Here is a 17794-nt window from a genome sequence, read left to right as displayed (position 1 = left end):
GCCGCCGCTACACCAGCGCGCCCGCGTACCCCCGGACCCGCAGCCGGTGACCGGCGGTGCCGCCGAGACGCACCTGCAGGCCGAGCGGCGCGGCGGCGCGGCGGACCTCGTCCAGGTGCAGTGAGCCGTGCCGGTCCACGGTGAGCACCGGCGGCTCCTCCAGCTCGCCGGCGGGCGCGTGGAACGAGAGCAGGGTGACCGAGGTGGTGAGGTGACTCGGGTAGGCAGCGCGAGCGGCAGCCTCGTCACGGTGGGCGAGGACCACCAGATCGTCGAGGTGCGCGAAGTCGGCGGCCAGGGCGCAGGCCTTCCAGTGCGCCGGCTCCTCGGGCGTGCCGGTGAGGTGCCGGGACCGGTTCGCCGAGGTGATGTAGAGGTGGTCGGTGCCCGTCTCGGCGAGCGCCCGCTCGAAGAACATGTTGGACGGGCAGGTCACCCCGGGGGCGATCACCTGGGTGGTGCGCAGGCCCTGGTCGACCTGGGTGAGGTGCTCGGGCAGTCGGTCCGCGGCCGGTCCCCGGAAGCCGAACGGTCCGGCGCCGTACAGCGCGTCCATCAACGCGCGCACCCGACCGGCCGGCAGCCGGGGCGAGATGCGGGACCAGTCGAACATGCCGGGGATCCGACCGACCGCCGTGGTGATGCTGCCGACCTGCCCGATCGGGCGACCCTTGGCGAGGTTGACCCGGGCCACGGTTGCCGCGTCGGGCCGGGTGACGAGACCGTAGAAGTTGGCGAAGGCCACCGCGACGACCGCGCCGCCGGCGAGCGCGCGGGCCGCGACCGCGACGTCCTCGGCGCGGTCGATGTACAGGTGCGGTGTCGGGGCGTCCATGAGTCCTCCTCGGCGGGGCCGTGACGCAGTTCTACGTCCGGTGGCCCGTGCAACGGCCGGGTGGGTCGGCGATCCGATAGCCGGCCCGCGCTACCCCGTGCGGGCGGCTGATGCGCGGGCGGTACCGACGGCGGCCGGCACCGACCGGACGGACGATTCACGGGCTGGTCGGGCAGCCGTTTGGCCGCTCGTACGGACTGGGTACAACGCCTGCACCTCAGTTCTCACCACATTCCTCAGGAGGCAGCGATGCGCGGCACCTCGATACTCGGAGTCATCGTCGTGATCTGGCTGGTCATCGGCGCGATCGCCGGCGGTCAGCGCGGCTACTACAGCGGCGACGACACGAACTGCGCCGAGGCCGGCACCATCCTGGTCACCATCGTGGCCGGGCCGTTGAACTACATCGGCGCCAACCCCAAGGTCGACTGCAAGCTGCCGGAGCCGTCCAAGTAGGACACGCCACGTCCGACCCGCGTCCCGTCCGGGGCGCGGGTCGTCTGCTGTCCGGGCTCCCCCACCCGGTGAGCGCGTGTTCGCTCCGGTCACGGGCGACGGCCGACACCACCCGTACGGCGTCCTAGGAGGCTGGGTTTGGTGGAGGCGCCGGTGTTTGTACCGACCGAGGTCGGGAACCGAGCCGAGGTCAGCCGGCGGACGGAATCGGGGGCACGTCATGCGGATCGGCTACAAGCTCGCCTCGGAGGGCTTCGGCCCGCAGGAGATCATCCGACAGGCGGTCCTGGCCGAGCAGGCCGGCTTCGACTTCGTCGAGATGAGCGACCACTTCCACCCGTGGCTGGACGCGCAGGGCCACTCGTCGTTCACCTGGAGCGTGCTCGGCGCGATCGCGGCCAGGACCAGCAACCTGCGCCTCGCCACCGGCGTCACCTGCCCGACCGTGCGCTACCACCCGGCGATCATCGCCCAGGCCGCGGCGACCATGGCGCTGATCTCCGACGGGCGGTTCACCCTCGGGGTGGGCGCCGGCGAACGACTCAACGAACACGTGGTCGGGCAGGGCTTCCCCAGCGTGCGGGGTCGACACGAGCGGCTGCGCGAGGCCCTGGAGATCATCCGGCTGCTCTGGCAGGGCGGCTACCGGTCGTACGAGGGTCGGCACCTGCGCCTGGAGGACGCCCGGGTGTTCGACCTGCCGGACACCCCGCCGGTGATCGCGGTGGCGGCCAGCGGCGAGGAGTCGGCCCGGCTCGCCGCCGAACTGGGCGACGGCATCTTCGCCACCGAACCGGAGTCGTCGATCGTCGACCACTACCACCGGGCGGGCGGATCGGGCCCGCGCTACGCCGAGGTGCCACTGGCCTGGGCCACCGACGAGCGGCAGGCGGTCCAGGCGGTGCTGGAAACCAGCAGGTGGATGGTCACCGGCTGGAAGGTGATGAGCGAACTGCCCAACCCGGTCAACTTCGCCGCGGCCAGCGCGCACGTGGAGGAGAAGCACATCCGCGAACTCTTCGCCGTCGGCCCCGACCCGGAGCCGCACCTGGCCAAGGTCCGGTCGTACGTCGAGGCCGGCTTCGACCACATCGTCTTGCAGAACGCCGGCCCCGACCCGGACGGCTTCCTGGACTTCTTCGCGAACGACCTGTCCGGCCGGCTGCGCCCGACGGGCTGAGACCGACGCCCCGATACCGAGCACGCCCGCCCGGACGGTTGTCCGGGCGGGCGCTCAGGATGGGTGCGCTCGGTGTGGGAGACGCGGGTCGACGCTCAGCGGAAGCAGTGCGCGATCGGCACCGCGCTGCCCTCGCAGTTCGTCGGCTCGTTCTCGACGACCACACTCTCGTCGTCGATCTTGACCTGGGCGTGCTCGGCGAAGATGCCGCCCGGCTTCACCGTGGCCGCGTTCCGGGTGACCTTGCTGGTGTAGAGGGCCACCGAACCCGCCGCGGCGTAGATCCCGCCGCCCCTGGAGGTCGAACCGACCGCCTCGTTGCCTGTCACGTCGCTGCCGCGCACCAGGAGGTTCGCCTTCTCCGCGTAGATGCCGCCGCCGATGCCGTGGGTGGTGTTGCCCTCGACCACGCTGTCGTCCAGCGGGGTCAGACCCTTCACCGTCGAGATGCCACCACCGTTGACCGTGGAGGTGTTGCCGCGGATGGTCATGGTGCGCATGACCAGCACGGCGTCGGAGTTCGCGGCGCCACCGCCGACCTGGGCGGTGTTGTCCAGCAGCTCGGTGTCGGAGACCTTCGTACGCGCCGAGAAACTGGCCAGCCCACCGCCCTGGGCCGCGCTGTTCTGCCGGAAGCTGGTGCTCTCCACGTCGGCCGCGCCCCGGTAGTTACCGAGCCCGCCGCCGTACGCGTTGGCGCTGTTGTGGTGGAACTCGGACCGCTTCAACGTCAGCACTCCACCGTTGAGCAGGCCCCCGCCCTTGCCCGCGGCGCCGGAGGCGCTGTTGCCGACGAACGTGGAGTCGGTGACCACCATGTTGCCGTCGTTGAAGATCCCCCCGCCGCCGCCCTCCGGGGACAGCGACGTGCTCTGGGTGACGGTGACCCGCTCCACCACCGCCGTCGCGCCGTGCACCACGTGCACGCTGCCGCCCTCGATGGCCGAACGGCCGTTGTGCAGCTCCATGTCGCGCAGGGTCAGCTCACCGCCGTCGCGGACCGTGAAGAAGCGGAAGGCCGCGGCCTGGGCGTCGCGGGCGATGGTGGCGCCGGCGCCGTCGATGATGATGGGCTGGTAGATCACCGGCAGGCCGGCGGTGTCGTCGGCGGGGTTGTGCGGGGGCGCGTCGGCGTCACCCGGGGTCTCGGCGGCGTCGGCCGCCTCCCGCGCGTCGCGGATCCCACCGTCGTACTGGTCTGTCTCGTGGAACGCCTCGGTGAGGACGTATCGGCACTTGGGGGCGAGCCGCAGTTCCGCGCCGCCCTCGGCGTTGGCCGCGACCAGCGCCGCGATCAGCTTCGCCGCGTCGCAGGGCACCGACACGACGCCGCGCTTGCCGGTGCCGGGGGTGTGCGGCCGGGCGCGTTCGGCGTCGTCGCCGTCGCGCTGCGGCCCCCGCCGGTCGTCGTCCCGGGCGGTGGCACTGAACCGGGCCAACCCCGGGAGGGACGACAGGTCACGGTCGGCCGCGGCGGCGACGCCGGCGACGCCGGCCGCCCCCACGACCAGGCTCCCGGCCAGGAAGCCGCCGGCGAGGACCCATCGGGGCCGCCGTCTGGGTCGGGCCGCGCGGTCCCCTCTTCGGTACGTGGACATCAAAGGTGCCTGCCTTCCTGCCTGCGTGACGTGACCGCGCGCCGATCTGGGCGCGGGGGGCTCGACGTGCCGCCGACCACCAAAGGTCACGATAGGGCCGCAATACGGACAGGAAGGTGTGAACGTGAATAGTGCTGCCATTCATCTTTAACGTCACCAGACGGGGCGTCGCCGCTCAGCCGCCGACGTGGATACCGGGCCGACGCAGCGGGTCCCGCTCGGTACGGCGCAGGATCTCGCGCACCACGGGCGGGGTGTCGCCACGACCGAGGATGAGGTAGCGCAGCAGGTGCGCGATGGGGCTCCCCTCCGACCACTCGAAGTGCGCGTGCGGCCGTACCCCGGTGGCGTCGCGCAGGGCCAGCAGGATCGCCGCGATCGCGTTCGGCGCCGCCGCGCTGCTCGCCCGCAGCACCCGGAAGCCGCCCACCTCGACGCCGTGCACCCGCAGCACCTGACTGAACTCCGACGGGTCCACCACGTCGATCTCCAGGAACAGCACGTCGGCCGCGCCGGGCACCGGGTTCATCCCCCGCTGCGCCCGCTCCTTGACCGTGTACTCCTTCACCGAGCCGCCCTGCCGCTTGTTCGCGATCAGGTGCAGCTGCCCGTCGTGCGCCAGCGACTCGGTGATGAACCGCCGGGCCGGCTCGTCGAACTCGATGCGCTCGGCCCGCAGCTCGGTGGTCCGGGTGACCCGGGACACCAACGAGACCGCGATGATGCCGAGGATGAACAGCGCCGAGATCGTGATGCCGTCCGGCTGCTCGACGACGTTCTCCAGCAGCGCGTAGAGCAGCACCAGGGTCAGCACCGTGAAGCCGAGCGCGGAGAGGCGCTGACCGTGGCGGGCCGCGGAGATGGTCACCGCCACCGCGCCGGAGACCATCATCGCCAGGATGCCTGTCGCGTACGCGCCAGCCTGGGCGTTCACGTCCGCCCGGAAGGCGATCGTGATGGCGACGCTGACCACGGTGTAGACGATCACCACCGGACGCACCGCGCGCGCCCACTCCGGCGCCATCCCGTACGACGGCAGGTAGCGCGGCACGATGTTGATCAGGCCGGCCATCGCCGAGGCGCCGGCGAACCAGAGAATGAGCACACTGCTCACGTCGTAGACGGTGCCGAACGCCTCGCCCAGGTACCGGTGCGCCAGGAAGGCCAGCGCCCGGCCGTTGGCGCCGCCGCCGGGCCGGAACTCCTCGGCCGGGATGAGCGCGGTCGTCACGAACGTGGTCGAGACCAGGTACACCGACATGATCAGCGCGGCGGTGGTGAGCAGCCGGCGGGTGTTGCGGATCCGGGCCGCCAGCCGGGCCGCCCGGTCCGGCCCGTCGGCCGACACCAGCGGCATCATGCTGACGCCTGTCTCGAACCCGGACAGCCCCAGCACCAGCAGCGGGAACGCCAGCACGGCGGTGAGCACCACGTGGCCCGGCCCCGCGCCGCCGCTGGTCAGCGCGGCGGTCCAGTCCGACACGATCCGCGGGTCGGCCACGATCCGGGCCAGCGCGTCCACCACGATGATCGCGTTCAGCAGCAGGAAGACGGCGACCAGGGGGATGGCCACCACCACCGCCTCGCGGAAGCCGAGCAGGAACACCCCGCCCAGGACGAGCAGCAGCACCACGGTGACCACGACCGGGACGGCCGAACCGTGCGCGACGTCGGGAAGGTACGGGTTCTCCAGCAGGTGCACGGTGGCGTCGGCCGAGGAGAGGGTGATCGTGATGATCCAGGAGGTGGCGACGAACCCGAGCAGGACGAGCACGAAGACCTTGCCCCGCCAGAACGGCAGCAGCCGCTCCAGCATCGCCACCGACCCCTGCCCGTGCGGGCTCTCCTGGGCCACCCGCCGGTACATCGGCAGCATGCCGAACAGGGTGAGCGCGACGATCAACAGGGTCGCCAGCGGGGACAGCGCCCCGGCCGCGACAGCCGCGATCCCCGGCAGGTACGACAGGGTGGAGAAGTAGTCCACGCCGGTCAGGCACATGACCTGCCACCAGGCGTGCCTGCGGTTCTGCCCCTCCTCCGCCTCCGGGCCGGGCGGCTGCACCCGGTGCTGGAAGAGCCAACGGCGCAGCGGGCTGGCCGGCGGCCCGGAACGGGCCGGGCTGGCCACCCGTTCGGGCACCACGACGCCCGGTCGACCACCCCGGTGCGGGCGGGCCGGGTCGCGGGCCGCCCGCAGCGCCGGGTCCGGTCCCGTCGGCGCGTGGCGGCGTCCGTTCCAGCGTCGTGGTCTCGCCCGGTGTTCGTCAGACATCGCCCGTCCCACCCTCGCAGGTTCTGATCCGACGGTAGGCGGTAGCCCCGGGCCCGACCGGTCGAACCGGGCAGGCGGACGACCAGCTCAGGACGGGTCCGGGCCGGCGAGCAGCCGGGCCAGGGCGGGCGGGTCGGTGATCGTCACCGTGGCCGCCGGGTGTCGGAGCCACCCGCCGGGCGCCAGCGCCGGCACCGGTACGCCGAAGCGCACGCAGGCCCCGCCGGCCGTGCTGCTGCCGAAACTCACGCCCCGGTCGACCATCGACACGTGCGGACCGATCGCCCGCCACCAGCGGTACGGCCCGCTCACCTCGACCCCGGTCACGTTGCCCCGCGCGGTGCGCAGCCGCCAGGGGCCGTACCTGATGAGCAGCTCCCGGTCGGTGACCACGACCCAGGCCGTCGACGGGCGGACGCCGAGCACCGCCAGCGCCGGTCGGAACACCGGGTCGAAGCGGAACGCGAACCGCGTGTCGGGGCCACTCACGCCGCACCGGGGCGGGCGATGGGTCGCGGCACCGGGCCACCCGGCCGCAGTGGGCCGGGCCGCGCGGGCCGGGGTCGGGCGGCGGGCCGCCTCCGGGCCAGGACGGTCATGGCGCGGGCGTACCCGTTACGGGCCGGCCGACACCCCCGATCTGGCGGCCCGTCGGCGGACCCGGTTCGTCCCCGACCACCGCCGGCCGGCTCCCCCCGGGCCGGCCGACGGCGGCAGACGGTCGACACCCCCCGGGCCGACCGGCTGTCCCCACCGTCCACCCGCGGGGGCGCAACGGCGGGGTGGGACGCGCTCCCGCGCTCCGCCGCCCCCCACGGGGCGGAGCGCGGGAGCCCCCCGTCCCGGCTACTGCAGGAACGCCCCGAGGGGCGAGAGCAGCAGCCGGCCGAGCGCCGCGGCGTTGTCGTCCAACCGCGTACGCTCACACTCGCGGGCCTCCGGATCGTGCCGGCACCGCCAGATCTTCTGCGCGTTGCGCCAGGCGACATCGCGGGTGTACTCGACCAGCTCCCCCTGGTACCAGTCGTCGATGTCGCCGTTGAGCATGTCGATGAGCAGCTGCCACCGCTCCAGGTAGCCCCGGCGCAGACCGGGGATCTTGTCGGCGAAGATGTTGTTGATCTCGAGGTAGTCGTGGTGCTGGTCGCTGCCGTCGACCGGCTCGGATTCCAGGTGGTCGAACGTGGTCACCAACGCGAACGGCAGGTCGAAGTTGATGTGCGCGTTGACACCCGCCGCCGCCGAGGGCAGCGGCCTGGCGTCCGGCCCGCGCATCCGCTCGAACAGGCACGACCACGCCTTCGGCGTGCCCGGGCTGGAGTCCGTCCACATCCGCATCGCGTCGAAGTACCGCGCCGCGAACTCGACGTCCAGCCGGGACAGGAAGGCCGGGTCGACGAAGCGGTCGTCGTACAGGCCGTCCAGCACGCTGCTGGTGATGGTCAGGTAGAGCTTGTTGAAGTCGGCGAGGGGGCAGCTCTCCTCCAGCGGAGGCAGCCGCACCAGCATGTCCTGGAGTTTGGTGAGGTGATCGACGACGGCCGGCACGTCCGCGGGGTGGTCGGCGAGCAGGTCGACGATGTCCCGGTGCACGGGCCCCCAGACCGGTTCGGTCATCTCTCCTCCATGGTGTCCGCGGCACCCCCGTGCCGCCGTCGACGGGGCTCAGCCTCTCAGCCGACACCCGAACGGCGGATCAGTAGAACGACGTATCCCGGCGCACGCAGACGCGGGTGGTCGGCCGGTGGTGTGGGTCAGCCGCGCCGGTTGCGCAGGTGGATCGCGCTGGCCTGCACGCGCGTACGGACCTGCAACTTGTCGAAGATGTGCGACACGTGCACGCCGATGGTCCGTTCGCTGATGAACAGCCGCTGGCCGATCTCCTTGTTGGTGAGCCCCTCGGCGACCAGGGCGAGCACCTCGCGCTCGCGGGTGGTGAGTGCGGCCAGCTCGTCGTCGGCCACCTCGCCGGACCCGGTGACGCCTGCGGGCTCGCTGTCCTCGCGTTCCTGGAGCGACACCCGGGCCCGCCCGGCCAGCTCCCGGATCTCCGAGGTCAACGGCACCGCGCCCAACCCCTGCGCGACCTGGTACGCCTCGCGCAGCAGCCTGCCCGCGGTGGCCACCCGGCTGCGCCGGGCCAGCAGCGCCTCGGCCTGCCGCAGCCGCGAGTACGCCGCCGGGTAGGGGTGGTTACGCCGGTCCCACTCGGCGACCGAGGCCGCCCACAACTCCGGATCGCTGCCGTCCAGGCGGCTCACCTCGGCGGCGCACAGCGCCAGGAACCCGTCCACCACCGACCGCACCGGGCCGGCGGCGGACGCGCTCTTGCGGGCCACCCGCTCGGCCACGTCCCGCAGCCGGCGGACCGCCGTCGGATCCACCGCCACCGTGCGGCTGGCGTGCGCCTCGGCCTCGGCGCGCAGGCCGTGCCAGACCAGCGCGGACAGGATCGTCACGTCGTCGGAACGGCTCTCGGTCAGGCCGCGCTGCACCGCCTGGCGCGCCACGTCGTGCCGGCCCTCCCACATGGCCAGCCCGGAGCGCAGGGTGAGCAGCGGGATGACGTGCCGCGCCCCGCCGCCCGCGAGCAGCGTCGCCACCGCGTCGAGATCGCGGCTGGCGGCCTCGATGTCGCCGTAGCCCACCGAGAGCCGGCACCTGGCCAGCAGCAGCTCCACGGCGTCCGCACCGGACGGTCGGCGCCGCAGCGCGGCGGCCACCACCTTCTCCGCCTCGGCCCACTGGCCGACCCGGAACAGCCCGTTGATGGCGATGGCGAGCAGCCGCGTCCCCCAGGTACGGCCCAACCCCAACTCGGCCACCCGCTCGGCGCCCCGCCGGGCCACCACCACGCCCTCCTCGAGGACGTTCAGCGGCCCGGTCAGCAGCTCCGCGAGGTGCAGGTACGCGCAGGCGACGTCCTCGGGCTGACCGGCGCGCTCGGCGGTGTCGAGGGCGTCGCGCATCACCGCCAGCCCGGCGTCCGGGTCCTCCAGGTAGGCGTCGCTGAAGCCGAGCGCGGAGCTGGCCAGCACCACCTCGGTGGCGGAGTCCTGTGCGTCGGCCGCCAGCGCCAGCGCCTCGCGGGCCCGCTGGCCGGCGTCGGCGTAGCGGCCCAGGTACAGCAGCAGCTCGGCCAACCGCGCGGCGGCGGTGGCCCGGTCGCGTGATGAGCAGTCGGCCGCCTCGAGGGCCCGCTGGTACTCCTCCTCGGCCAGCGCCGACCGCCCGGCGGCGGCCAGGTAGCGGGCCCGGCGGATGTGCAGCGCGCAGGTCGGCGCCCCGCCCTGCACCTCGGCCAGCTCCTCCAGCAGGGTCAGCGCCCGGGCGTGTTCCCCACAGTGGTGGGCCGCCTCGGCGGCGTTGCCGAGCAGCTCGACGCGGTCCGCGTCCGGTGAGCCGGAGTCGCCGGCCAGCTGCAACGCCACCGACCAGTGCCGGTGCGCCTCGGCGTAGCCGTGCAGCCGTTCGGCCTCCTGCGCGGCGGCCACCGCCGCCGGCAACGCCCGCGCCGGCTCGCCGGCCAGCCGCCAGTGGTGCGCCAGCCGGGCCTGGTGCAGCTCGCCCGGCGCGGCGGTCAACGCCTCGGCGTAGCGGCGGTGCAGGCCGGAACGTTCGGCCGGCAGCAGCTCGTGCGCCAACACCTCGGCCACCAGGCGATGCCGCAGCCGGTAGCCGTCGTCGGCGCCGACCAGCAGCCGGTGCGCCACCGCCGCCCGGGCGGCCTCGATCAGCTCGTCCTCCGGCAACCGCAACACCTGCGCCAGCAGCCAGTGCTGCACCGGCTCGACCCCGGCGGCCACCGCGTGCACCACCGCGTGCGCGTGCTGGGGAAGCGCGTCGACCCGGTCGAGGAAGATCTCCCGCACCGTCTCGGACAACCCGACCCGGCCGTCGCGCAGGTCGCGGGCCAGCTCCTCGATGACGAACGGGTTGCCGCCACTGCGCTGCCACACCTGCTCGGCGGCCTCCCCCGGCAGGGGTCGACCGACCACCGCCGCGGCCAGCTCCTCGGTGCCGGCCCGGTCCAGGGGTGCCAGGTCGAGCACCCGCACCGTGCGCAGCCGACGCAGCTCGGTGAGCACCCGACGCAGCGGGTGCGCACCCTGCAACGACTCGGCGCGGACCGCGGCCAGCACCGACAGTTGCAGGTCACCGAGGCCGGCGAGCAGGTAGAGCAGCAGTTGCCGGGTGCTGCGGTCGACCCACTGGAGGTCGTCCAGGATCAGCACCAGCGGCCGGCCCTCGGCGATCAGGTGCAACCCCCGGGAGACCCGCTCCAGCAGCGCGCCCGCGCCGTCCGGGCCGGCGGTCTCGTCGGCGAACATCTGCAACAGCCCGCGCACCGCCGAGGAGGTACGGGCCTGAGCGGCGGACAGGTCGGCGTCGAAGCGGCGCAACGCCTGCAACAGCGGGTGCAGCGGTGAGGCGTCGCCGATGTCCAGGCAACTGCCGGTCAGCACAAGGGCGCCCTGGTCACGCAGCCGGTCGCCGATCTCGCCGAGCAGCCGGGTCTTGCCCACACCACTCTCGCCGGTCAGGAAGACGGCGGCGGTCTGCCCGTGCGCGACGTCATCGAGCAGCGCGGACCGAACCGTCCGCACCAGCCCGTCCCGACCCACGAGCGGTGCGGTGTCCACATCGCTGGCCATGGCACGCAGCCTAATCACACGCCCCCGTACCGTTCTACGGCCATCCGCCGCTTGTGGTACTCCTCGCGTCGACATTGCGACTAAAGGTTGCGGGTGGCCGACATACGTCGTTCTGCCGATCCCCTGTCGGCCCAGGAGTGCCAATCTCCGATGGTCGTCAACCACCAGCGGGGAAAGGCCGGTGCGCAACCATGACCACCACCATCATCGACACGCACCGGAGCCCGGACGCACACTGGCCGGTACCGCAGGAGAGACGCACCGTCACCGTGCTCTTCGCCGACATCGTCGGCTCGACCGCGCTCGTGGACCGGCTGGACCCGGAGGACGTACGGGAGCTGCAACAGGCCTACTTCGACACCGTCGCCACCGTGCTGCACCGCTGGCACGGGGTCATCGAGAAGTACGTGGGCGACGCGGTGATGGCCCTCTTCGGCGCCCGGCACTCCGACGGCTTCGACGCGTACCGGGCGGTGCGCGCCGGACTGGAGATCCAGGCCGCGCTGGACCGCCGGCCGATGGTCGGGGACGTCCGGCTGCGCGTACGCGTCGGTGTCGCCACCGGCGAGGTCGTCGTCGACCTCGCCAGCGCGGTCAGCGGTGGCCACGGCGTGGCGAGCGGCGCGGTGATCACCACCGCGGCCCGCCTTCAGGAGTACGCCCCACCCGGCTCCGTCGCGCTCTGCGCGGGCACCGCCCGGGCCACCGCCGGCCTGATCGCCCAGCGCCCGCTGGCGCCGGTGCCGGTCAACGGCCGGGTGTCGCCGATGCCGGTCTGGCACGCCGTCGGCCCGGTCCGTGCCGGCGCCGACCGGCACGACGGTCCGCTGATCGGCCGCCGCCGCGAGCTGGCCGCCGTCACCGACCAGGTGCTCCGGGCGATCCGTGAGCGCCAGCCGCAGTGGGTCTCCCTGGTCGGCCCCACCGGCAGTGGCCGCAGCCGCCTTCTGCACGAGCTCACCGGTGCACTGCACACCGTGGACGGTCGCGCGGTGCGCTGGTGCGTGGTGAGCTGCCCGCCGTACCCCGACGAGGTGTTGGCTCCGGTCGCGGAGCTGCTGCGCGGCCTCGCCGGGATCCGCCACGGCGACGGCCCGGCGCTGGTCCGCGACCGGCTGATCGCCGCGCTGACGCCGCTGTTCCCGCCCACGGGTGTCGCGCAGGCGGTTCCGGCGTTGCGGCGGTTGCTGACCGCCCCGGACGGCTCGCCGGAGGCGCTGGCCGGCGCGGCGACCTGCCGTGACGTCCTGCTGCGCCTGGCCGCCGTCCGGCCGCTGGTCGTCGCGGTGGACGACGTGGACCGGGCCGCGCCCGAGGTGAGCCGTTTCCTGCACGCCCTGTTCACCGCCGCCACGAGACGGCGACTGCCGCTGGCCGTGCTCACCGTGCACCAGCCCCAGTGGGCCGACACCCGACCCGGCCCGGCGCGGCGGTTGCCGGTCCGTCCGTTGGCCACCGTGCAGTCCGGGCGGCTGCTGCGCCACCTGTTGACCCGGGCCGGGCAGCCGGTGGCCCTGGTCGACCGGCTGCTGCCCCTGGTGGGCGGCCGTCCGGGGCACGCCGCCGCGTACGTGGCGTCGGTCGCGGCGGGCGCGGACCCGGTGGCGCTCCCCGAGCCGGTACGTCGGGCGGTGGGCGCGGAGGTGGACCACCTCGACGGCGAGCGGCGGGCGGTGCTGATGGCCGCCGCGACGCTGGGCGGGACGGTCTCCGCGGCGACGCTGGACCGCGTGCTGGGTTGGCGGTCCGGGCGGTCCGCGTCGGCGCTGCGTCGCCTGGCCGGCGCCGGGTTGCTGCTCTCCAGGCACAGCGGCGGGTACGCGTTCGCCGCGCCCGCGCTGCGCCAGGTCGCCGCCGAACGGCTGCCCCGCGCGCTGCGGGCCGTCTTCGCCCGCCGGGCCACCGACGCCCCGCGCCTCGACGCGGTCGTCACGGTGTTGAACGCGACGCGGCCGGCCGATCCGACGACCCCGGCGCTCCCGGGCGGGCGCCTGCCCGCGGCGACGATCGCCACCCGACCGGCGGCGACGACACCCCCGGCCGACCGCCGGCTGCGCGCCGTTCCCTCGGCGGCTGACGGACCGCCGGGACGGCCCTGGTCGCCGGACGGTCGCCAGCCCGCGCGGGTCGGTCGGTTCCCGACGCCGATCCGGGCCGCGCCGGACACGTCGGGCGGGACGCGGGGGCTCGCCGAGGTCGGGTACCAGCCCGGCTCGGCGCGCGCCGAGCCACCGGCCCGGCGGGTCGCCGCCTGAGGCTCGGGCCGGTCAGCGGCGCGCGACCCGCCCGCGGGTGTCGGTCAGGGCCGCCCCCCGAACTGCCAGTTGTGCACCTCGACGTCGGCGTACCGGTCCGTGGTGAGGATGGCGCGTGCCGTGTCCGGGTCCGCCGCCCGCAGCAGCACGGCGGTGCCGAGCCAGGTGCCGCCGTCGTCGGACTGCAGGGGCCCGTACGCGACCAGCTCGTCCGTGTTCGACGGCACCGCCAGGTCGACGGGCTGGCCCGCGCCGAAGCCGAGCACCAGGTACCGGTTGCCGCCGGTGCGTCCTGCGGGGAAGTCCCACATCGTGCGGCCCAGCCTGTTGCGCCACCGGCGCAGCAGGACGTCGCGGTACACACCGGCCTGGTAGTTCGGCTCGTCGAAGGCGAACGTGCGGGCGGCGGCCGCGTCGGGGAGGTCGACGATGTGCACGCTGCCGGTGGCCGTGTCCCCGTCGCTGGAGAGGGTCGGGCCGCGGGCGATCATCTCGGCCGCGTACCGGTCCATGTAGGACCAGTGCTCCCCCAGCAGCTCGGCGCGCAGCGCCTGCGAGCCCGGACGGTCGCGGTGGTAGCACAGGAACTCCATGCCCCGCATTCTCGACGGGGTGCCGCGCACCCCTGCGGGCCGGGTGCCGCCGGGCCGTTCTACGGCACGGACGCCGAGGCCAGCAGCGCCGCCGTGGGCAGGGCGAGCAGGCCGTCCGGGGCACGGTACGCGGCGGTCAGCTCGTCGAACGCCGCGCGGATGCGGACGATCGTCTCCGGTGACTGGGCCTCCATCAGCAGGCCCGGCCTGCTGATGCCGTTCGCGGGGCCGCTCCACCAGGCCTCCGGGTCGGTGCGGTGCGCCCAGCTGACCGTCTCGCAGCGCACGTCGGACAGTCCGGCGGTGTGCAGCAGGCCGGACAGACCCTCGGGGGTACGCGCGAAGTCCCGGTCCGCGTCCACCCCGGGCACGACCGCCGGGCGACGTACACCGGCGGCGTCGAAGATGTCATTCCAGAGGCCCTGCGCACGCGGCGGCGGGTGCGGCCACGTCGTCACGGCGATCCGACCGCCGGACCGGACGACCCGTCGAAGCTCGCCGACCGCCGCCGCCGGGTCACCCACGTGATTGATCACGAAGTTCGCCACGGCCGCGTCGAAGCGCCCGGACTCGAACGGGAGGTCGGGCAGGGCCGCGAGGCGGACCTCCCGGGCGTCCGGCAGCCGGCCGCGCGCCATCTCCACCATGCTGGGCTCGGCGTCGACGGCCACGACGGCGGCGCCGCGCACACATGCCAGGGCGGCCACCGTTCCCGTGCCGGTGCCGGCGTCGAGCACCCGTGTGCCGGCACCGACGTCGGCGGCGTCCAGCAACAGCGGCGCGGGTCGCGCGCACAGGGCGGCGAGGCTGCCGGCGTACGCGCTCGCGCGGCCGGCCCAGCGCGACCGCTCATACTCGTCGAAGGCTGTCGTCGTCATGTCGCGCCCCCGCTCAACGGTCCTGATCGGGACGTCCCGAGACCGGACCCGGTGCGGCGCCGAGGAAGGCCAGCACCCGCGGCCAGAGCGCGGCGGTGGCGTCCGGGGAGTGCTCGGCCAGGTCCGGGTCGGTGAACAGGTGCCCCGCGCCCGGGTAGCGGAACACGGTCAGGTCGGCCCCGGCGGCGGTCATCGCCCGCTGCCACTCGTCGACCTCGTCGGCTGTGTCGTACGGGTCCGGGTCGGCGAGGTGCAGGTGCACCGGCAGCCCGGGGCGGACCGCGTCCGGTGCGCCACCGGTGCCGTGCAGCAGGAGCAGACCGGAGGCGTCGGGACGCTCCGCCAGCAACGCCCCGGCGACCCCGGCGCCCATCGAGAAGCCGGCGAGCACCGCCTCCGCCGGCAGGTCGCGCAGGGCGACCCGGGCCCGGTCGAGCACCGCCTCGTGGCCGATCTTGTCGAGCAGCGCGAAGCCGTCCTCGACGGTGTCGGCGGCCGGGACGCCGTACAGGTCGGGGGTGGTGACGCGGTGCCCGGCGGCGCGCAACCGGTCGGCGGCGACCCGTACGGCGGGCCGCAGCCCGTACACGGAGTGGAACAGCACGACGTGTCGCATCCGGTCATCCTGCCGCAGCCGGGCGCGGGCCCGGTGTGGCCACGCGGGACGAATCTCAGACCAGCGCCGCCAGCCGCGCCACCAGGTCTCCGGGCGCCGGCATCGCGGCCATTGTCGACGGCGGCTGTCCCCGGCTCGTTCAGCCGGCAGGGCGCTGGTCGACGATGCGGCGCATCTTGCCCATCGACCGCTCCACCGCGTCCGGGGCGAGCACCTGCACCGCCACGCTCACACCGATGGTGTTCTTCACCAGCTCGACGAGCGTCGCGCCGGCCTGTTCGGCGGCGTCCACGGCGACCCCGGCCCGCCGCTCGACCCGTACGGTGAGGGTGTCCAGCCGGCCCTGCCGGTCCAGGACGCACTGGAAGTGCGGTGACAGCTGCGGGGTCCGCAGGATCAGCTCCTCGATCTGGGTGGGGAAGACGTTCACCCCGCGCACGATCATCATGTCGTCCGTCCGACCGGTGATCTTCTCGATCCGGCGCATCGGTCGGGCGGTGCCGGGCAGCAGCCGGGTCAGGTCACGGGTGCGGTAGCGCACGACAGGCATCGCCTCCTTGGTCAGCGAGGTGAGCACCAGCTCCCCCCGCTCACCGTCGGGCAGCACCGCCCCGGTGACCGGGTCGATGATCTCCGGGTAGAAGTGGTCCTCCCAGACGTGCAGGCCGTCCTTGGCTTCGACGCACTCGGTGGCCACGCCCGGACCCATCACCTCGGAGAGTCCGTAGATGTCGACCGCGTGGATGTCGAGCCGCTGTTCCATCTCGTGGCGCATGTCCTCGGTCCACGGTTCCGCCCCGAAGATGCCCACCCGCAGCGAGGTGGCGCGCGGGTCGACGCCCTGGCGCTGCATCTCGTCGACGATGGCGAGCATGTAGCTGGGCGTGACCATGATGACCTCGGGCTCGAAGTCGCGGATCAGCATCACCTGGCGTTCGGTCATGCCTCCGGAGACGGGGATGACCGTGCAGCCCAGCTCCTCGGCGCCGTAGTGCGCGCCCAGGCCGCCGGTGAAGAGCCCGTAGCCGTACGCGACGTGCACCCGGTCCCCGGGACGGCCGCCGGAGGCCCGGATGGACCGGGCCATCAGACGGGCCCAGGTCCGCAGGTCGTCGCGTGTGTAGCCGACCACGGTGGGCCGGCCGGTGGTGCCGGAGGAGGCGTGCAGTCGGGAGACCCGCTCCCGGGGTACGGCGAACATGCCGAACGGGTAGTTGTCACGCAGCTCGGCCTTGCCGGTGAACGGGAAGCGGGCCAGGTCGTCGAGGTCGCGGCAGTCGTCGGGGTGCACCCCGGCCGCGTCGAACGCCCGGCGGTAGTGCGGCACGTTGTCGTACGCGTGCCGCAGCGACCAGCGCAGCCGCTCCCGTTGCAGGGCGCGCAGCTCGTCGACGCCGGCGCGCTCGACCGGCTCCAGCTCGTCGGGACGAGGGGTGCGGTCCTGCATCGCCTGTCTCCCTTGGCGCGACGGTCCCGGTGGGGCTGCGGGTACCGTACGCCGCCGTCGCCCCGGGTGGGCGGGGCGGCCGGGTGTCGACCGAGGGTGCGCGCGTGCGGGTGAGGGGCGCCGGACCGGGCGGGGTGCCCCGGCCCGGCGTCGCTCTGATCATCGCCCCGCCATCGTCCCGCAATTGCAAAAGATGTGCAACAAGGTCTGGACCCGGAATGATCGAGTAACTAGCCTGAGCATCATGAGTCCTTACATCACGGATCCGTCCGCGTGGCAGGAGAGCTGGGACCGCCAGCAGGAGGCCTACCTACCGGACCGGGAACACCGCCTCACCACGATGCTCGACGCCGTCGACGCCGTCCTCGACGGGCGGCCACCGCGCCTGCTCGACCTGGCCGGCGGCACCGGCACCATCACGCTGCGGACACTGGCGCGCTTCCCCGGCGCCGAGGTGACACTTGTGGACCTCGACCCGGCGCTGCTCGCCATCGCCGACGCCTCACTCGGCGACCGGGCCACAATCGTCACCGCCGATCTCGGCAGCCCCGACTGGAGGGCCGCGCTCCCCCACGACGGGTACGACGCCGTCCTCACCGCCACCGCCCTGCACTGGCTGCCGGCCGAGCGGCTCAGCGCGCTCTACGCCGAACTGCGCGACGTGCTGCGACCGGGCGGGGTCTTCGTCAACGCCGACCACATGCCCGAGGACACCCTGCCGGAGCTGACCAGGCAACTCATGGACCGGGCACGTGCCCGGCGCGACGCCCGGTACGCGGCCGGCTCGGTGCTGTCCTGGTCGGACTGGTGGCAGCGGGCCGGCGCCGACCCGGCGCTCGCCCCGCTGGTCGCCCAGCGGCACGTCATCTACCCGACAGGGCACAGCCCGGAGTGGAACCCACCGGCCTCCTGGCACCTGGCCGCGCTCACCGACGCCGGGTACCGCGAGGTGGGCACGCTGTGGCGCGGCGGCCCGGACGCCGCCGTGGCCGCACTACGCTGAGGACCC

Annotated in this window: 14 protein-coding genes; 4 read left to right on the top strand and 10 right to left on the bottom strand. The window is 73.9% G+C overall.

What is annotated here, in order from left to right; genetic code table 11:
- Nucleotides 1-7 precede the first annotated feature (7 nt).
- Entirely contained in the window at nucleotides 8-835 is an 828-nt protein-coding gene (locus ABZS77_RS21305) for a hypothetical protein (protein WP_354825353.1), read from the bottom strand.
- A gap of 249 nt (nucleotides 836-1084) precedes the next feature.
- On the opposite strand from ABZS77_RS21305, the gene ABZS77_RS21300 reads away from it, so the two are divergent.
- Together ABZS77_RS21300 and ABZS77_RS21295 are read left to right on the top strand one after the other, a co-directional pair.
- Nucleotides 1085-1291 (top strand): hypothetical protein, encoded by a 207-nt coding sequence (locus tag ABZS77_RS21300; protein ID WP_007460667.1) that lies wholly within the window; start codon nucleotides 1085-1087, stop codon nucleotides 1289-1291.
- 220 nt (nucleotides 1292-1511) lie between these two features.
- The gene (locus ABZS77_RS21295; RefSeq protein ID WP_354825350.1) at nucleotides 1512-2471 is read left to right on the top strand and encodes a TIGR03557 family F420-dependent LLM class oxidoreductase; all 960 of its coding nucleotides are present in this window, start codon (nucleotides 1512-1514) and stop codon (nucleotides 2469-2471) included.
- A gap of 95 nt (nucleotides 2472-2566) precedes the next feature.
- On the opposite strand, the gene ABZS77_RS21290 is transcribed toward ABZS77_RS21295, so the two are convergent.
- The 5 genes from ABZS77_RS21290 to ABZS77_RS21270 form a co-directional block, all read right to left on the bottom strand.
- Nucleotides 2567-4069, bottom strand: coding sequence for a hypothetical protein (locus ABZS77_RS21290; protein WP_354825347.1), 1503 nt, complete (start codon nucleotides 4067-4069; stop codon nucleotides 2567-2569).
- A 175-nt stretch (nucleotides 4070-4244) separates the two neighbouring features.
- Nucleotides 4245-6341, bottom strand: a complete 2097-nt coding sequence (locus tag ABZS77_RS21285; RefSeq protein WP_354825344.1) for an amino acid transporter — start codon at nucleotides 6339-6341, stop codon at nucleotides 4245-4247.
- 87 nt (nucleotides 6342-6428) lie between these two features.
- Nucleotides 6429-6830 (bottom strand): hypothetical protein, encoded by a 402-nt coding sequence (locus ABZS77_RS21280; protein ID WP_354825342.1) that lies wholly within the window; start codon nucleotides 6828-6830, stop codon nucleotides 6429-6431.
- Between the two features lie 357 nt (nucleotides 6831-7187).
- Entirely contained in the window at nucleotides 7188-7958 is a 771-nt protein-coding gene (locus ABZS77_RS21275) for a DUF5995 family protein (protein WP_354825339.1), read from the bottom strand.
- 137 nt (nucleotides 7959-8095) lie between these two features.
- The gene (locus ABZS77_RS21270) at nucleotides 8096-10996 is read right to left on the bottom strand and encodes an AAA family ATPase (protein WP_354825336.1); all 2901 of its coding nucleotides are present in this window, start codon (nucleotides 10994-10996) and stop codon (nucleotides 8096-8098) included.
- A 191-nt stretch (nucleotides 10997-11187) separates the two neighbouring features.
- Between ABZS77_RS21270 and ABZS77_RS21265 the strand changes: the two genes are divergently transcribed.
- Nucleotides 11188-13251: an adenylate/guanylate cyclase domain-containing protein gene (locus ABZS77_RS21265; RefSeq protein ID WP_354825333.1), complete on the top strand. Its 2064-nt coding sequence runs from the start codon at nucleotides 11188-11190 to the stop codon at nucleotides 13249-13251.
- Between the two features lie 44 nt (nucleotides 13252-13295).
- On the opposite strand, the gene ABZS77_RS21260 is transcribed toward ABZS77_RS21265, so the two are convergent.
- The 4 genes from ABZS77_RS21260 to paaK all read right to left on the bottom strand — a co-directional run bounded on the left by ABZS77_RS21260 (nucleotide 13296) and on the right by paaK (nucleotide 16785).
- Nucleotides 13296-13844 carry a YciI family protein gene (locus tag ABZS77_RS21260; protein WP_354825330.1) on the bottom strand — a complete coding sequence of 183 codons (549 nt, stop codon included), beginning with the start codon at nucleotides 13842-13844 and terminating at the stop codon, nucleotides 13296-13298.
- A 59-nt stretch (nucleotides 13845-13903) separates the two neighbouring features.
- The gene (locus tag ABZS77_RS21255; protein ID WP_354825327.1) at nucleotides 13904-14722 is read right to left on the bottom strand and encodes a class I SAM-dependent methyltransferase; all 819 of its coding nucleotides are present in this window, start codon (nucleotides 14720-14722) and stop codon (nucleotides 13904-13906) included.
- Between the two features lie 13 nt (nucleotides 14723-14735).
- Nucleotides 14736-15338, bottom strand: coding sequence for a dienelactone hydrolase family protein (locus tag ABZS77_RS21250; protein WP_354825325.1), 603 nt, complete (start codon nucleotides 15336-15338; stop codon nucleotides 14736-14738).
- A gap of 139 nt (nucleotides 15339-15477) precedes the next feature.
- Entirely contained in the window at nucleotides 15478-16785 is a 1308-nt protein-coding gene (gene paaK / locus ABZS77_RS21245; protein ID WP_354825322.1) for a phenylacetate--CoA ligase PaaK, read from the bottom strand.
- 244 nt (nucleotides 16786-17029) lie between these two features.
- Here paaK and ABZS77_RS21240 point away from each other — a divergent pair, with 244 nt between their 5' ends.
- Nucleotides 17030-17788 (top strand): class I SAM-dependent methyltransferase, encoded by a 759-nt coding sequence (locus ABZS77_RS21240; protein ID WP_354825319.1) that lies wholly within the window; start codon nucleotides 17030-17032, stop codon nucleotides 17786-17788.
- Nucleotides 17789-17794: the final 6 nt, after the last annotated feature.

Source organism: Micromonospora sp. NPDC005298 (assembly GCF_040607375.1).
Lineage (GTDB): Bacteria > Actinomycetota > Actinomycetes > Mycobacteriales > Micromonosporaceae > Micromonospora.
The sequence above is the reverse complement of the archived record's forward strand: the minus strand, read 5'-3'. Positions and strand labels throughout refer to the sequence as shown.

Coding starts and splice junctions, on each gene's coding strand:
- ABZS77_RS21305 (WP_354825353.1), bottom strand. CDS start 835: ATGGACGCCCCGACACCGCACCTGTACATCGACCGCGCCGAGGACGTC.
- ABZS77_RS21300 (WP_007460667.1), top strand. CDS start 1,085: ATGCGCGGCACCTCGATACTCGGAGTCATCGTCGTGATCTGGCTGGTC.
- ABZS77_RS21295 (WP_354825350.1), top strand. CDS start 1,512: ATGCGGATCGGCTACAAGCTCGCCTCGGAGGGCTTCGGCCCGCAGGAG.
- ABZS77_RS21290 (WP_354825347.1), bottom strand. CDS start 4,069: ATGTCCACGTACCGAAGAGGGGACCGCGCGGCCCGACCCAGACGGCGG.
- ABZS77_RS21285 (WP_354825344.1), bottom strand. CDS start 6,341: ATGTCTGACGAACACCGGGCGAGACCACGACGCTGGAACGGACGCCGC.
- ABZS77_RS21275 (WP_354825339.1), bottom strand. CDS start 7,958: ATGACCGAACCGGTCTGGGGGCCCGTGCACCGGGACATCGTCGACCTG.
- ABZS77_RS21270 (WP_354825336.1), bottom strand. CDS start 10,996: ATGGCCAGCGATGTGGACACCGCACCGCTCGTGGGTCGGGACGGGCTG.
- ABZS77_RS21265 (WP_354825333.1), top strand. CDS start 11,188: ATGACCACCACCATCATCGACACGCACCGGAGCCCGGACGCACACTGG.
- ABZS77_RS21260 (WP_354825330.1), bottom strand. CDS start 13,844: ATGGAGTTCCTGTGCTACCACCGCGACCGTCCGGGCTCGCAGGCGCTG.
- ABZS77_RS21255 (WP_354825327.1), bottom strand. CDS start 14,722: ATGACGACGACAGCCTTCGACGAGTATGAGCGGTCGCGCTGGGCCGGC.
- ABZS77_RS21250 (WP_354825325.1), bottom strand. CDS start 15,338: ATGCGACACGTCGTGCTGTTCCACTCCGTGTACGGGCTGCGGCCCGCC.
- paaK (WP_354825322.1), bottom strand. CDS start 16,785: ATGCAGGACCGCACCCCTCGTCCCGACGAGCTGGAGCCGGTCGAGCGC.
- ABZS77_RS21240 (WP_354825319.1), top strand. CDS start 17,030: ATGAGTCCTTACATCACGGATCCGTCCGCGTGGCAGGAGAGCTGGGAC.